Origin of the sequence: Comamonas sp. Tr-654, assembly GCF_011752915.1 — a bacterium.
Taxonomy (GTDB): Bacteria; Pseudomonadota; Gammaproteobacteria; order Burkholderiales; family Burkholderiaceae_C; genus Comamonas.
In genome coordinates this window covers 157,983-172,517 of the sequence record NZ_VWWQ01000005.1, presented here as the reverse complement: position 1 = coordinate 172,517, position 14,535 = coordinate 157,983, and the positions used below count along the sequence as shown (strand labels likewise).

The 14,535-nt window shown below is 62.3% G+C and carries 11 protein-coding genes and 1 pseudogene; 2 read left to right on the top strand and 10 right to left on the bottom strand.

Annotated features, from left to right (window positions below; all coding sequences use genetic code 11):
• Positions 1-88 precede the first annotated feature (88 nt).
• Entirely contained in the window at positions 89-598 is a 510-nt protein-coding gene (locus F3J24_RS16475; RefSeq protein WP_043005525.1) for a hypothetical protein, read from the top strand.
• A gap of 88 nt (positions 599-686) precedes the next feature.
• Here the strand turns inward: F3J24_RS16475 and F3J24_RS16470 are convergent, their stop codons facing one another.
• The 6 genes and pseudogenes from F3J24_RS16470 to F3J24_RS16445 form a co-directional block, all read right to left on the bottom strand.
• Complete coding sequence (locus tag F3J24_RS16470; protein ID WP_240154349.1) at positions 687-5,534, bottom strand: DUF3320 domain-containing protein; 4,848 nt, start codon at positions 5,532-5,534, stop codon at positions 687-689.
• An 88-nt stretch (positions 5,535-5,622) separates the two neighbouring features.
• A complete protein-coding gene (locus F3J24_RS16465; protein WP_167008583.1) occupies positions 5,623-6,096 on the bottom strand; it encodes a hypothetical protein in 474 nt (157 codons plus the stop codon).
• 27 nt (positions 6,097-6,123) lie between these two features.
• A complete protein-coding gene (locus F3J24_RS16460; protein ID WP_167008581.1) occupies positions 6,124-6,552 on the bottom strand; it encodes a hypothetical protein in 429 nt (142 codons plus the stop codon).
• Positions 6,549-7,635, bottom strand: a pseudogene (locus F3J24_RS16455) (glycosyltransferase family 2 protein). Before F3J24_RS16455 ends, F3J24_RS16460 begins: the two are co-directional and overlap by 4 nt.
• 559 nt (positions 7,636-8,194) lie before the next feature.
• Positions 8,195-8,455, bottom strand: a complete 261-nt coding sequence (locus F3J24_RS24945) for a hypothetical protein (protein ID WP_240154348.1) — start codon at positions 8,453-8,455, stop codon at positions 8,195-8,197.
• A 609-nt stretch (positions 8,456-9,064) separates the two neighbouring features.
• Complete coding sequence (locus tag F3J24_RS16445; protein WP_167008580.1) at positions 9,065-10,360, bottom strand: DEAD/DEAH box helicase; 1,296 nt, start codon at positions 10,358-10,360, stop codon at positions 9,065-9,067.
• A 125-nt stretch (positions 10,361-10,485) separates the two neighbouring features.
• On the opposite strand from F3J24_RS16445, the gene F3J24_RS16440 reads away from it, so the two are divergent.
• Positions 10,486-11,481, top strand: a complete 996-nt coding sequence (locus F3J24_RS16440; RefSeq protein ID WP_167008577.1) for a quinone oxidoreductase — start codon at positions 10,486-10,488, stop codon at positions 11,479-11,481.
• A 31-nt stretch (positions 11,482-11,512) separates the two neighbouring features.
• Here F3J24_RS16440 and F3J24_RS16435 read toward each other — a convergent pair whose 3' ends face one another.
• The 4 genes from F3J24_RS16435 to F3J24_RS16420 form a co-directional block, all read right to left on the bottom strand.
• Positions 11,513-11,917 carry a nuclear transport factor 2 family protein gene (locus F3J24_RS16435; protein ID WP_240154347.1) on the bottom strand — a complete coding sequence of 135 codons (405 nt, stop codon included), beginning with the start codon at positions 11,915-11,917 and terminating at the stop codon, positions 11,513-11,515.
• 265 nt (positions 11,918-12,182) lie between these two features.
• A complete protein-coding gene (locus tag F3J24_RS16430; RefSeq protein ID WP_003053203.1) occupies positions 12,183-13,493 on the bottom strand; it encodes a citrate synthase in 1,311 nt (436 codons plus the stop codon).
• 30 nt (positions 13,494-13,523) lie between these two features.
• A complete protein-coding gene (locus tag F3J24_RS16425; protein WP_003053208.1) occupies positions 13,524-13,817 on the bottom strand; it encodes a succinate dehydrogenase assembly factor 2 in 294 nt (97 codons plus the stop codon).
• A complete protein-coding gene (locus F3J24_RS16420; RefSeq protein WP_167008571.1) occupies positions 13,817-14,521 on the bottom strand; it encodes a succinate dehydrogenase iron-sulfur subunit in 705 nt (234 codons plus the stop codon). Before F3J24_RS16420 ends, F3J24_RS16425 begins: the two co-directional genes overlap by 1 nt.
• Positions 14,522-14,535: the final 14 nt, after the last annotated feature.

Sequence of the window (14,535 nt, the reverse complement as noted above, 5' to 3'; positions counted from 1 at the left end):
ATAAGCAGCGCGGACCAGTTCCATGTCTGTCCTACGGAGTGTCCACGCCAGGTCTGCGAGCATTGGCGGGATATCCGGAGGTTGCGCCATGAAGCTTGTTCACCTGATTTACGCCGTCACCCATTCCCTGATTGCCCTGCTGTTCGGCTTTGCCGCGCTGAGCCTGGTGTGGATTGCCGTGACCAAGGCCTGGGGCGTCATCGTGGGAGGCTTGCAGCCGGAGTCCACGCTGCATGCGGTGGAGGCGCTGGGAATTCTGGCCTCGGGTGTGGTGGCATTGCAGATTTCGCAGACCATGGTGGAGGAGGAAGTGGTGCGCGAGGCCCATATCAGCGGACCGACGCGGGTGCGCCGCTTTCTGTCACGTTTCATGGTGGTGCTGGTGGTGGCCTTGGCCATCGAGGGCCTGGTGGCGACCTTCAAGGCACAGGAGACCCCCGAGCAGATGCTGTACCCCGCCGCCTTGCTGGTTTCCGTGGGCGTCCTGCTGGCGGGATGGGGCGTATTCGTGCACCTGAATCGCTCGGCGGAAGAGCTGGAGCCTGAAGCGATGCAGCAGGCCAAGAGCGAAGACCACAAGGTCAGCGACGAGCACTGACAGGAATGTGCTCGGCGGCCAGAGGCGACGCTGCGAAACGAAAAGCGCCCTGAACTGCTTCAGGGCGTTTTCGAAGCTGGCCCAGGACTCAGGCCGGCAGCCGGTACAGCGTTCCGTTGAATGCCACGGCGCCGCTGCCATGCAGTGCATCGAGCTGCGTCAGCACGAGCTCGCGCACGGGCGCGGTGACGGCGCTCAGGCCCAGCAGTCGGGCCACGGCTGCGGGCAGCTCGTCGCGCTGGCCACCCAGGCTGGATCTGAGAGCCAGGGCAATCGCTGCACGGATCTCGGCTGGCGGCAGGCAGTCGATGCGGCGCAGATTGGCCGAGCCTACCTCTGCGCGATTGCGCACCCGCACTGCTCGCCCCGGCAGGTCGAGAAACTCGCCATCGACGGCCAGCGTCTCATCGGCCAGCAGCGATTGCCGCGCCTGCTCTAGCGCATCGCGCACACGGCTGCCGGCGCGTTGCAGACCCCAGAGCGTACGCATGCGGGTGACCAGCTCGTCAAAATGAATCGGTCCTTCCAGCTCCACCGCGCGGCGCATCAGCTGGGCCAGCTGCGTGGTGGATTGCTGATGCAGCTCTCCGGCCGGAACGGCAAAGCGGGCTTCCTGATAGAGGTTGTCGTCATGGGCGGCGGCCGGCTCGGTGTCGGCGCTGCCGGCATCGGACAGTGCTGCGCGCTCTATGATTTCTGTAGCGGCCTGCGATTGGTGCATAAGGGCTGGAGGCTGATTCTCTGCAGAATCCCTGGATTGTCTGGCCGCTTCGACGGCAGCCAGTACGCGTTCGGTCTGGGCGCGCGGCTGGCGGAACCAGTCGCAGCCCCAGATGCGCAGCAGTGTCCAGCCCTGGCTCTCCAGCACCGACTGGCGCAAGCGGTCACGGTCGCGCGCGCTGCGGCTGTGGTGATAGCTCATGCCGTCGCATTCGATGCCGAGCAGATAGCGGCCCGGCTGCTCGGGGTCGACCACGGCCAGGTCGATGAAAAAGCCCGCAATGCCGATCTGCGTCTGCAGCTGCAGACCCTGGGCCGTCAGCGCTTCGTACACATCTTCTTCAAGCGGCGACTCCAGATCGCGTCCGCTGACACTGGCCAGGGCTAGCTGGCCGGTGGCCGCGTATTGCAGGAATACCTTGAGCGCAGCCACGCCCTTGCCTTTGCCGCGTTCCAGATCGATATCGTCGGCGGTGATGGATGAAAACACCTCGCAGCGCTGCTTGGCGCGAGAGATCAGCACGTTCAGCCGGCGCTCGCCTCCATCGGCGCTCACCGGGCCGAAGCGCATGGGCAGATAGCCCTGTGCATTGCGCGCATAGGCCACAGAAATGAAGATCACATCGCGCTCGTCACCCTGCACGTTTTCCAGGTTCTTAATGAAGAAGGGTTCGTTGGGATGGGCGACAAAAAAGGACTCGGCCTCGGGTTGCTGGCGACGCAGCAGTTCCAGCTCGTCCTGGATGGCGACTTTCTGCTGCAGCGAGAAAGCGGCCACGCCCAGGCTGAGCTGTGGCGACTGCAGTGCGTGCTGCATGATGGCGCGTGCAATGGTCTGTGCCTCGACGCGGTTGATGCGGCTGGCGCCGCTGTCAAAGCGGCCTTCGGGCAGATGGTGAAAGCGCAGCCCCATGCCCGAGCGGGTGGTATAGGGGCTGGGCACGACGTAAAGGCCGCTGTTGTAGAACTGCTGGTTGGACACCGCTATCAGCGACTGGTGGCGGCTGCGGTAGTGCCAGCGCAGCATGAGCTGGGGCATGCCCTTGGCCAGGCACAGGCTCAGAATGCTCTCCACATCGGCTGCTCCAGCGATGAGCTGGCTGGCGTCCCCATTCTCGTCCTCGTTGTCGAAGTCTTCCTGCTCGCTGGTCATGCGCGAGAAGAACCGCGTGGGCGGCAACTGCCGGTCATCGCCCACCACCACCAGTTGCCTGCAGCGAGCGATGGCGCCCAGCGCATCCACGGGCTCTATCTGGCTGGCCTCGTCAATCACCAGCAGGTCGAACTCGACCGCACCAGGCTCCAGAAACTGGGCCACGGAAAGCGGGCTCATCATGAACACGGGCTTGATGGCCTGGACGGCCTCGCCCGCGAGCTTGAACAGCTTGCGCAGCGGCATATGGCCGCGCTTGCGCGCAATCTCGCCATTGAGCACGCCAAGCGGGCCCATGCCGGATGTGCTGCGGGGCACCTGCTGGTAATGCGAGAGTGCCGACTGGGCGCGAGCGAGTTCGATGCGCTCCAGGTCCAGCGCACGGAACTGTCGCACCTTCTGGCTGTGCTGATCGCCGTTGAAGGCGACCAGATCGGGGTGAACCTGGGTGGCCTGACGCAGCAGAGACTCGTAATAGGCTCGCTCCAGGCTGGCGGGCAGGGCATCTTGTGCAATGGATGCATTCTCGAGCTGCTGTACCAGGGCGGCCATGCCGGCTGTGCGCGCCTGCTCCCGGGTGACGTGGTATGAGGTCCAGTCCAGCAAGGCGTCCGGCTCGGCGAGCCATTGCCCAAGTCGCTCGCCGAAATCCGTCAGCGGGATGCGGGCCAGGTCGGCGGCGTCAAAAGCTTCCTGCGTATCGAGCTGGTAGCCGCTCAGCACGCCTTGCGCAGCATCCTCGAATGCCTGCCGCGATGCATCGGCCTTGGCGGCCAGCTCCGCGCAATGTGCGGGTGATGGCAGCTGGGCATAGAGCTGGCGAAAGGCAGCACTGCGGCCCTGCCCGTCAGGGCCGGCCATCCAGCCCAGCACGGCCTGCAATTGCGCCCAGTCGCTTTGCTCGCCCAGCCACAGGCTGCCAAAGGCATCTGCCCCCAGGGTCTGCTGCTGGCCCAGGCTCTGGCGCAGTTGCTGGGCTTTGATCAGGCTGTCGAGCAGGTTCAGGCGCTCTGCCAGTGAGCTCGGCAATGTCGTTTTCAGCTGGCCCTTGAGGCTGGCTATCGCTGCGCGGTAGCCGCTGTTGAAAATGCGAAACAACGAGTCGCCATGTGCGGCGATGCTCTGGCGTGGGGCGTTCCAGTCCGCCGTCCAGGCGGATTCTGCAAAGCTGCCGCGCAGGTTCTGTGCCTGCCGGCCGAACTGGGCGCCGCATTCGACCAACTTGTGCAACTGGCCCAGGCCCTGATCCCAGATGCTGCTGGCGACGGACTGCCGGTCTATGGACGGCGCACTGGCGAGCTGCTGCGCCAGCGCGATCTGCTCATGCAGAGTCTGCAGGGTCTGTGCGGCCTGCGTGCTCAGGGATTGCGCCAGCAGCTCACCATCCTGCTGCAACCGGGCCAGCATTGCTTGCAGCGTCGGCAGTTGCTGGGCGAAACGTTGTGCATCGAGCTTGAGCAGTGCCGGGTGGCAAACGCCGCGCCATGCGTGCCCGGTCACCGGGCTCACCTTGGACGCCGCCTGGCGCAGCGCTTCGGCAATCTGCTGGCGTGAACGAAAGTCCTCGGGCGACCAGTTCTGTGCGTCTTGCAGCAGATCGGGCAGGTGCGCGATCTGCACTGCATCCAGCCGTGCCAGCTGGCCCAGGATCTGGTAGGGCGTGAGTGCACAGGGCGCCAGCGCCTGATGCATGGTCCGGCTATGCGCGTTGAGCTGCTGCTGCACGCTGCTCAGCTCGTGGATGATTTGCTCGCGGTGCTCCACACGCGGCTTGCCCAGATCGCGCGTTGCCTTGAGCTCTTCCAGCACCTTGCGCTTGTGGGTGTGGTGACTGTGCAGTTCCAGACAGGCGGGTCCCAGGCCTACGGATTTCAGGCGCCGGTTCACCACCTCCAGTGCGGCCATCTTCTCGGAGATGAACAGCACTTTCTTGCCATCGGCTATCGCCGCTGCAATCACGTTCGTGATGGTCTGGGACTTGCCCGTGCCCGGCGGGCCCTGGATGACGAGGTTCTCGCCTCGGCGCACGGCTTCTATGGCCAGTGATTGCGAGCTGTCCGCATCGACCACATGGCGCTGGCTGTCCACGGGGATCAACTGGTCGACATCAGCGTCTTCGGGGAACAGATGTTCGCGGGCCTCGAAGCCCTGCTGCAGCGTGGCGGCAATCAGTGCCTGCCGGTCGAGTCGCTTTTCCGGCGGCCAGGTCGCAGCATCCAGATCGCGGTACATCAGAAATTTGGCAAAGCTGAAGAAGCCCAGTGTCATGGCATCGGGCAGCACCTGCCAGCCGGGCTGGGCGGCAGCCATGGTGGCGACCGCGGCCAGATAGGTGCCGGGATCGAAGTCGTCACCGGCATTGAATTCGGGCAGCTCAAGACCAAAGTCGGCCTTGAGCTTGGCCGCCAGCGACAGGTTCTCCGCCGCATCCTCCTGCAACCAGGACAGGGTGAAGCGCTCGGCTGCGCTTTTGCGCTCCAGTGCCACGGGCAGCAGAATCAGCGGCGCAAAACGCGGCTTGTCGGGCGCATTGCGGTCGAACCATTGCAGCTGACCCAGGGCCAGAAACAGGATGTTGACGCCCTGTTCCTCAATGAAGGTACGGGCGTCGGAGTACATGTCCAGCAGGCGGCGCTGCAGCTTCTCGCTGGACAGGCGGGTCTGCAGCTTCAGGTCACGATGGCGCTGGGCCACACCGCGCGCATCAAGCTGCTCGTCGACGCCTTCCTCGGGCTGGGGCAGGGCGGGGGTGGCCGGTGTCTCTTGTTCCTCGGCCGGGCCGGCGGCTACTTGCTCCTCCTCCTCCTCGGTCCTGGCAGGCGCAAAGCTCATGGACTTGCTCTCGCCCGCCAGCAGGCGATAGACCTCGTCCGTGCGCTCATCCGCGAAATGCAGCACGCGTGCCGTGGCGGCCTGAGGCAGGCTCAGCAGACGGTTGCGCGTAGACAGGTCCAGCAGTGCCTGGCGGCTTTTTTCGAGTTGGCGGGCGATGGGCGCTGCGGCCTCGTCGGGCGTGGATTCGGTAGCGTCTGCGACTGCGCCGTGATTCACATTGGCGGACATGGATTTCCCAGATCAATCAGTAGCCGCTCACTGTACTGGGAAAACAGCCCGCGAAGCAGGTGCGCGCAGGCCCGCCATCCTGCGCTTTCTAGAACGGCAGGTGCATGAAGGCAACCAGACTGGTGTAGCGATAGCCGCTGCCGCCGCTGGAAAGCGCCGATGCATGGTCCTGGCTGCTCGTCAGACCCACTTTCCACTGAACCGCTGCCCGATGCGGAGAAGACAGGTACAGGCCGGCATGCCAGAGCTGCTGGCCTTCGCCATCAATGTACTGGCGTCCGGCGCCCGCATTGACGCTGAGCACCACGCCATCGGTGATCGCCTTCTTCCACATCACGCCCAGGGCAGCCTCGCGAAAGCGCTCGGGCGCGAAGTAGTTGCCGCCATAAGGCTGGCTGTTGCGATAGTGGCGGGTGAGTGCGTACAGATACCAGCCCTGGTCCTCGCTGAGCGTGAGGGTCCAGCGGGTTCTGAGGATGTCTCTGCGCTTGTCGTCGGAAAACCAGGTACTGCCGAATGCTGCGCCCACGGACAGGCGCGGCAGGAACTGATGATCCAGCACGCCGAGCAGACTGGTCGAAGTCAGGCCTTACTGTATGCCGCGGCGCGAATTGACGATGTCGCGCTCCGCGCTCAGGCCCACGGCTGTGGACGGCGCCAGCTGATAGTTGGCATCCCATGCTCCGACCAGATTGTCGTGTCCGGCGCTGCGGTTCACGCCCAGGCGGGCCTGAGAAGACCAGCTTTTGTTCTTCTGGCTGTGGGTGGCAAAGAGACTTTTGCCCGTGGCAGACCAGCTGTCCATTCGATAGTGCTGCCAGCCGGCTCGCAGTCCCCAGCCATTGGCTGCTTCGTACTGCGCCCAGGGCTTGAATTCGTTGAATCCGTCCGAGTCATTGCTGGCGTCCAGGCCGCCAAGTACATGGCCTGATGCGGTATCGGAAGGCTGGGCCTGGATATTGCAGGCAAGCAGCAGCATGCCCGTCAGCAGTCCGCAGTTGCGAGCGTGCTTGTTCATTTGGTTCCCCAGTTCTTGGTTCGACTGACTAATTCTTTGAGGTAGCCCCAGACGCACGCGGGCTGCAGAACCACGCTGTAGAACAGTGCATAGGCCACAAAGCCGACGATGTTGCGGCGCACGCGCAGGCGCTGGCTGCGGAACATATGGGACTGAATGTGAAACATCAGGTAGTTCACCAGCATGGCCAGCGGCAGCACCAGCAGTGTCATGGGGCCCGCAATCCAGTAAATGCCAAAGCAGGCCAGGATCAGGCCCGGCAGGAATGCGAAGGTGAAAACCAGATCCATATAGGGGAACAGAAGGTTCCACCATATGAAGAGGGTCGTCATCCGCGGCTTGAACAGCAATCTCCAGTGACTTTTGAAGGCCTCGATCAGGCCGCGCGACCAGCGCTGGCGCTGGCGGATGAATTGGGTCCAGGTTTCGGGGACATTGGTGAACAGGCAGGCGTTCTCGGCGAAACCGACGCGGTAGCCCGCTTCCAGAATGCCCCAGGTCAGCACGATGTCCTCGCCCACCGTATGCGGCCAGCCGCCGATCTCTCTGAGAAGCCTGGTGTCATAGGCGGAAAAAGCGCCCTGGGCGACCAGTGTCCCGTGGTACATGCTCTGCAGCCGTTTGATGGCGGCAATGCCGTGGAAGTAGTCCCACTCCTGGATCTTGGTCACGAAGTTGCTGCGGGAGTTGCGTGTCAGCACGGCTCCGGCCACGGCACGGGTGTTGGGCGGGTCGCTGATATAGCGGCGGATCAGGTTGGCCAGTGCGTTCTTGTAGAGATAGGAGTCGCCGTCCACCGTCAGTGTGATATCTGTCCTGACGAGCGCGTGCCTTGCCCACGTTCTGCGGCATGCGAAGAACCTGTAGCCACGGATAGGCAACGGTTTCCAGCTTCCTCAACGTGTCGTCGGTGGAGCTGTCATCGACAACGATGACGGAGAGCTCGCCCGGGTAGTTCTGCCTGTCGATGCTGGCCAGCGTCGACAGAATACTGGCTTCCTCGTTATAGGCTGCCACCAGGATGGTGATGGCTGGAAGGCGCTTTTCGTAGGACTGCAAGGTGAATGCAGGACGCCGGTCCATCAGCAGGCTGACGACCAGAAAGGCATTCATGAATCCCGGAATGACAGCGATGCCTCAGACAATGAGATGGGAAAGCACCGGCCGACGATCAGCGACAGGTCCTGAATCCAGCGTTGTGCCACGGTGGCCGCCATCAGCGCCCACAGGACGCTGGCTGTCAGGGCTATCGCGAACTTTGCCTGCAGGGGCAGGTACAGGCGCCTGCGGGCTTGTGTGGATGCGGCCTCGGCAGCCGCTTCACACGATATCTCCGCTGCATGTCGCTCACGCTGGGGTGGGGGGCGCCTGTCTGCGCTTGAAGGGGTTGCGATCCTGGCAGGTGCAAGTTGCGGGGCAACCAGATCGACATCTGTCCTGTTCACTTTCTCTAGCATCCGACTTTTAAATTTCTCTATTCATCCTTGTTTTTCATTTAATTTCTTCTATCTGGCGCCGATTGTCCTGATTTTGATAAAACTTCACACTTGCTGTGGCTTCCAGGACATTGCCGTGCTGATGTTTCGACAGGTCGCGGCAGGCAGGCCGATGCTGCTGACGAATGACTTGCTTTAAGCGGAGATCACAGCTTCCAGCCGAGCTCCGGCGCAATGAATGCCGAGCACTGGCCGCAGATCTTGGGTGCAGCGCGCACGGTGACGCTATAGCGCTCCCCTTGCCAGCACACCAGGGCCCCTGCGGCCGCCATGACGGGGCGAGAGTAGTTGGTGCGCAAGCCGGCATACACACCGGAGTGGAAATTTCCAAAGGCCAGTGGCGTGTATTCGTCTATGGCGTAGGTGCTCCAGCGGTTGATGCTGTTGCGATAGAAGCCGGCCTGCACGGAAAAATCGCTGGAGAACTCGCCTCTGATACCGAGTCCCAGGTTTTCCTCGTTCCATGTCTTGCCATGTTGCCGTTCGCTGAAGTGGTGGCTGACGGTGTGCAGATTGATATGCCAGGCGCCCGTTGACTGGCTGGCCTGGGCAGGTTGATTGACCTCGGCGGGCGGATTGGCTTCGGCAGTCGGATTGGCTTCGTCGGCCAGGGCTTGCGGAGCAGGTAATGACGATGGTCAGTCCTGTCAGTGCTTTTAACGACTTCATTACCGTTCCCCGCGTCGCTTCTCAGGCGCATGCAGACAGGTCGGTGACATCCTTGGCTGGTATTCACCGTGTTGCCAAGGGACCTGGCTTACCAATTTCTATTTAAAAAGTTCATGTAAGCCATGTTTCTTAATGTCTCTGACTATTGGTCTGATGGGTGTGTTGATGGCGCCCATCTATCAATGATTAAATTTCAATTTGGTTTATAAAAAATTGAAGTTTTCTCTGTCCAGAAAGAGGACGGAGGGGCGCGGCTGCATCCGGCCTGGTTGAAGGCGCTGTCTGTCAGACGCCAAAAAGGCCGCATGAGCGGCCTTTTGATGAGCTGAGGAGAGGAAATCCGGAACTTAGTCGGCTGGCTGCTGCTTGGCGGCTGCAGCTGCAGCGCGCAGCTTGTCCTTCTTGCTGGGTCTGCGGCCCTTGATGCCGCCATTGCCATCCTGCACCACCGGTGGCGGCGGCAGGGCTTCGGTAGGCTCAAAACCCTGCAGTTGCTCGAGGGCGATATCCAGCTGATTGCGCTTGCAGATCAGCTGCCAGTGGGCGGTGTCGGCGGGGCTTACAAAGGTGATGGCGCAACCCGCATGTCCTGCGCGACCCGTGCGGCCAATTCTATGAATATAGTCGGCGGGCGAGCGAGGCAGGTCGTAGTTGATGACCATGGGCAGCTGTGCGATGTCGATGCCGCGAGCGGCCAGATCGGTGGTGATGAGCAACTGCCAGCGCTTGGCCTTGAACTGATCGAGCACATCTTTGCGCGCACCCTGGCTCATATCGCCGTGGAAGGTGGTGGCGTAGATGCCCGCCTTGTAGAGCTTGTCGGCCAGCATTTCGGCGGTGTGGCGCTTGGCGACAAAGACCAGGGCGCGTTCCCATTCGGGCTGGTTCTCGCCTTGCTTGACGAGTTGGCGCAGCAGCTGGGTGCGGCGGGTGCTGTCCACGGCAATGGCGCGCTGGCTGATGTTCTCGGGGCTTGCCGAATGCTCGGCGGCCTGGTCGGCATCGACCTGCACGCGAATGGGGTCGTGCAGCAGCCGGGCAGCCAGCGCCTCCACGTTCTGCGGGAAGGTGGCCGAGAGCAGCAGGGTCTGGCGTTTGGCGGGCAGCAGGGCCAGCACGCGGTTGAGTTCCTCGGCAAAGCCCTGGTCCAGCAGGCGATCGGCCTCGTCCAGCACCAGATGCTGCACCGCATTCAGGCGCACGGCATTGTTCTCCACCAGATCCAGCAGGCGGCCCGGCGTGGCGACCAGAAAGTCGGCGCTGCCACGCAACTGCATCATCTGCGGGTTGATTGAGACACCGCCATAGACCACGCGGCTGCGGGGCTGCTCACGCAACTGGCGCGTGATGTCGCTCAGGCTTTCATGAACCTGCAGGGCCAGCTCGCGCGTGGGCACCAGAATCAGGGTGGCCAGCGGCCGCACAAAGCCGGTGTGGCCGCGCTTTTGCGCCAGCCAGGCCTGCAGCAGGGGCAGCAGATAGGCCATGGTCTTGCCCGAGCCCGTGGGCGCGCAGGCCCGGAGGTCGCGCCCGGCCAGCACGGCGGGGATGGCCTCGGTCTGAATCGGCGTCGCGTCGCGCAGACCCAGATCGAGTGTGGCATCCAGAAGCTCGGCGCGCAGGCCTAGGGGGGCAAAAGACATAGAAGAATCAATAGCGGTGTGCAGGAGGCGCATTGTGCGGGAATTGCCGCGTCGCAGCGAGGCGCAGGGACAAGCGCGGCGGCAGGCTACATTCGGAGGATTACAACCCGCAAGGAGCACCAGCCATGAGTCAGATCACGCATCAAGCCATTGTCATGACGGAATATGGAGGCCCCGAGGTCCTGCAGATCGCCTCGGTCGCTTCGCCGCCGCTGACGGCTGGACAGGTGCGCGTGCAGCACACGCGCATTGGCGTGAACTTTCACGATATCTATGTGCGCTCCGGGCTTTACAAGACGCTGGCGCTGCCAGGCACGCCCGGCATCGAGGCCGTGGGGGTGGTGGCCGAAGTGGGGGAGGGCGTTACCCGCTTCAGGCCCGGCGACCGGGTCTGTTATGTCTCTGGCGCCTATTCCATCTACGCCGCCGAGCGCGTGATTGCGGGCGACGAGCTGATTGCCGTGCCCGATGACCTCGGCGACGCGCTGGTCGCATCCAGCCTGCTGCGAGGGCTGACGGCGGATGTGCTGCTGCACCGGGTGGCCCGGCTAGGCCAGGGATCGCGGATTCTGGTGCAGGCCGCCGGTGGTGGCATGGGGCAGATTCTGAGCCAGTGGGCCACGCAGCTGGGGGCCATGGTGATCGGCACGGCAGGCAGCGATGCCACGGCCAGGAAAGCCGATCAGGCCGGTTGTGTGGAGGTGATCCGCTATCGCGGCGAGGGCGCCCAGGATGTGGCCGCGCGAGTGCAGCAGCTGACCGGCGGTGAAGGCGTGGATGTGGCCTATGACGGCGTGGGTAAAGACAGTTTTGATGGTTCGCTGGCCAGTCTGGGCATCGGCGGCCAGCTGGTGATGTACGGACAGTCCTCCGGCCCGGTGCCGCCGCTTGAGATTGCGCGTCTGGCCGCCAGGTCGAACAGCGTGTGCCGGCCCATGGTGTTTCACTTCGTCAAAAAGCCCAAAGAGCGCGATGCCATGGCTGCGCGCCTGTTCGAGGCGCTGCGCAAAAAGCATTTCCGCATGGGCGAGCCGCAGGAGTTTGCGCTGGCCGATGCCTCGCAAGCCCACCGGCAACTGGAGGCGCATGGCGCCCAGCAGCCCATCTTGCTTGTGCCCTGACGGGGGGCTGCCCACGCCAGAGGTGGAGGTCTTATTGAGCGCCGGCTTGCGGGCGTGGCAGATAGACCTCGCGCCACAGGCTGACTTTTTCGTGTTCGTCAAAGCGCATGAGCAGCATGGCGACAAAGTTCTGGGTGCTGCCATCGGTCTTGATGATGCAGACATCCATGGAAAAGACCACCGAGTCCTCGTCGGCTGTGGCGTGCCGGATGTCGTAGCGAATGCCTTCCATGTCCTGCTTCATGCCTTCGAGAAACTCGCGATAGCTCTCGAGGTCGGCCGCATAGTGGCGGCCGTTGGGCTCGACCACGAATTGCTCGGCAAAGCACTCGGCGACCTGCTCGCGGCTCAGTGTCGCGCGGCGGTTCAGGTGGCGCTGGTTCCAGTCCAGCACGGCATGGGCCAGCTCCAGATTGCGTTGTCGTTTTGCATGCATGAAGAGCAGTATAGAAGAGCCAATTCCGGGTCTACTCGGCATTTCTGACTCGGATTGATTCGTGAATTTTTATAGCAGATAGCGTATGTTATTAAAGGATTACATGGTGATATCAATCTGAAACCGATATGGATAATGCGCAAGCAGCTATGCTTTTCTTGTCAAATGCCGAGATTGCAAGCTCACGTAAAAAAGCCCGCAGGCTTTGCAGTCTGCGGGCTTTTGGTCAGCGTCAGGCCCGGCAAGCCGGGCCTGAATGTGCCGATCAACGCTGAGCGATAGGCTTGACGTCGCGCGACACGGAGCCGGTGAACAGCTGGCGGGGACGACCGATCTTGTACTCGGGGTCGGCCATCTGTTCATTGAGCTGAGCGATCCAGCCCACGGTGCGGGCCAGAGCGAAGATGCCGGTGAACAGGTTGACGGGGATGCCGATGGCGCGCTGCACGATGCCGGAGTAGAAGTCCACGTTGGGGTAGAGCTTGCGCTGGACGAAGTAGTCGTCTTCCAGGGCAATCTTTTCCAGCTTCTTGGCCAGGGCGAACAGGGGATCGTTTTCCAGACCCAGTTCGGCCAGGATTTCGTTGCAGGTTTCCTGCATCAGCTTGGCGCGGGGGTCGTAGTTCTTGTAGACGCGGTGGCCAAAGCCCATCAGCTTCACGCCGCTGGTCTTGTCCTTGACCTGTTCCATGAACTCGCCGACCTTTTCGATGCCGCCGTTGGCCTGGATGCCTTCCAGCATGTTCAGGCAGGCTTCGTTGGCGCCGCCGTGGGCAGGACCCCACAGACAGGCAACGCCAGCGGAGATGGCCGCGAAGGGGTTGGTGCCGGACGAACCGCACAGGCGCACGGTGGAGGTCGAAGCGTTCTGCTCGTGGTCTGCGTGCAGGATGAAGATGCGGTCCAGAGCGCGCTCAACCACGGGGTTGACCTTGTACTCTTCGCAAGGGTTGCCGAACATCATGCGCATGAAGTTGCCGGCATACGACAGGTCGTTCTTGGGGTACATGTAGGGCTGGCCCATACCGTACTTGTATGCCATGGCGACCAGAGTGGGCATCTTGGCGATCAGACGGATCGCGGCGATGTTGCGGTGCTCTGGGTTGGTGATGTCGGTGCTGTCGTGGTAGAAGGCCGACATGCCGCCCACCAGACCGGTCAGCACGGCCATGGGGTGAGCGTCACGACGGAAGCCACGCAGGAAGAACTGCATCTGCTCGTTGACCATGGTGTGCTTGGTCACCAGCTCTTCGAAGTCGGCCTTTTCCTTCTCGTTGGGCAGCTCCCCGTACAGCAGCAGGTAGCAGGTTTCCAGGAAGTTGCAGTTCTTGGCCAGTTGTTCGATGGGGTAGCCGCGGTACAGCAGCTCGCCCTTGTCGCCATCGATGTAGGTGATGGCGGATTGGCAGGCAGCGGTAGAGAGGAAGCCCGGGTCATACGTGAACATGCCAGTCTGGGCGTAGAGCTTGCGGATGTCGATCACATCCGGGCCGATATTGCCCTGGTACACCGGCATTTCCACACTGGGAGCGCCATTGCTGAAAGACAGCGTTGCTTTGTTGTCAGCGAGTTTCATTTCCAAACTTCCTTCTCTAGTTTGCCTAGCCTACTGGGGACAGTTACCGGGCTGGCGCTTGCGCACCATCTCCAGCACTTCCCTGACTTCTTGGGTATCGAGTTGTCCTTCTGGTTCCTTGCGACGCAAGAAAAGATCCATCAGGTCGTTGTCTGCCAGATCCATCAAGGCAGACAGGCCAGTCGCGTGTCTCCGCGTGAGCTGGCTTCCGTAGGTGGCGAAGAACTGCTCGATGAACAGATCGTTCTCAACCAGACCACGGCGGCTGCGCCACCTCAGCAGGTCGCGCTCACGTTCGTCGAGCAGAGTATTCGTCATCAGCATCAGACGGTTCGACGAACCATCAGCTCCTTGATCTTGCCAATAGCTGCAGTGGGGTTCAGGTGCTTGGGGCACACGTCCACGCAGTTCATGATGGTGTGGCAGCGGAAGAGGCGGTAAGGATCTTCCAGATTATCAAGGCGCTCGCCCGTGGCTGTGTCGCGGCTGTCCGCGATGAAGCGGTAAGCCTGCAGCAGGCCGGCCGGGCCCACGAACTTGTCGGGGTTCCACCAGAACGAGGGGCAGCTGGTGGAGCAGCTGGCGCACAGAATGCACTCGTACAGGCCGTTGAGCTCTTCGCGCTCTTCGGGCGACTGCAGGCGCTCCTTGCTGGGTGAGGCGTAGACATCGCTTTGCAGGTAGGGCTTGATCGAGTGGTACTGCTTGAAGAACTGGGTCATGTCCACGATCAGGTCGCGGATGACCGGCAGGCCGGGCAGGGGCTTGAGAACGATGTCGCCCTTGAGGGTGTTCATGTTCGTCAGGCAGGCCAGACCGTTCTTGCCGTTGATGTTCATGGCGTCGGAGCCGCACACGCCTTCACGGCAGGAGCGACGGAAGGCAATGGAGGGGTCCATGGCCTTGAGCTTGACCAGAGCGTCCAGCAGCATGCGCTCGTGACCGTCCAGCTCCACTTGCACGGTTTGCATGTAGGGCTTGGTGTCTTTGTCCGGATCGTAGCGGTAGATTTTGAATGTGCGCTTCATTTTGATCTTCTCTC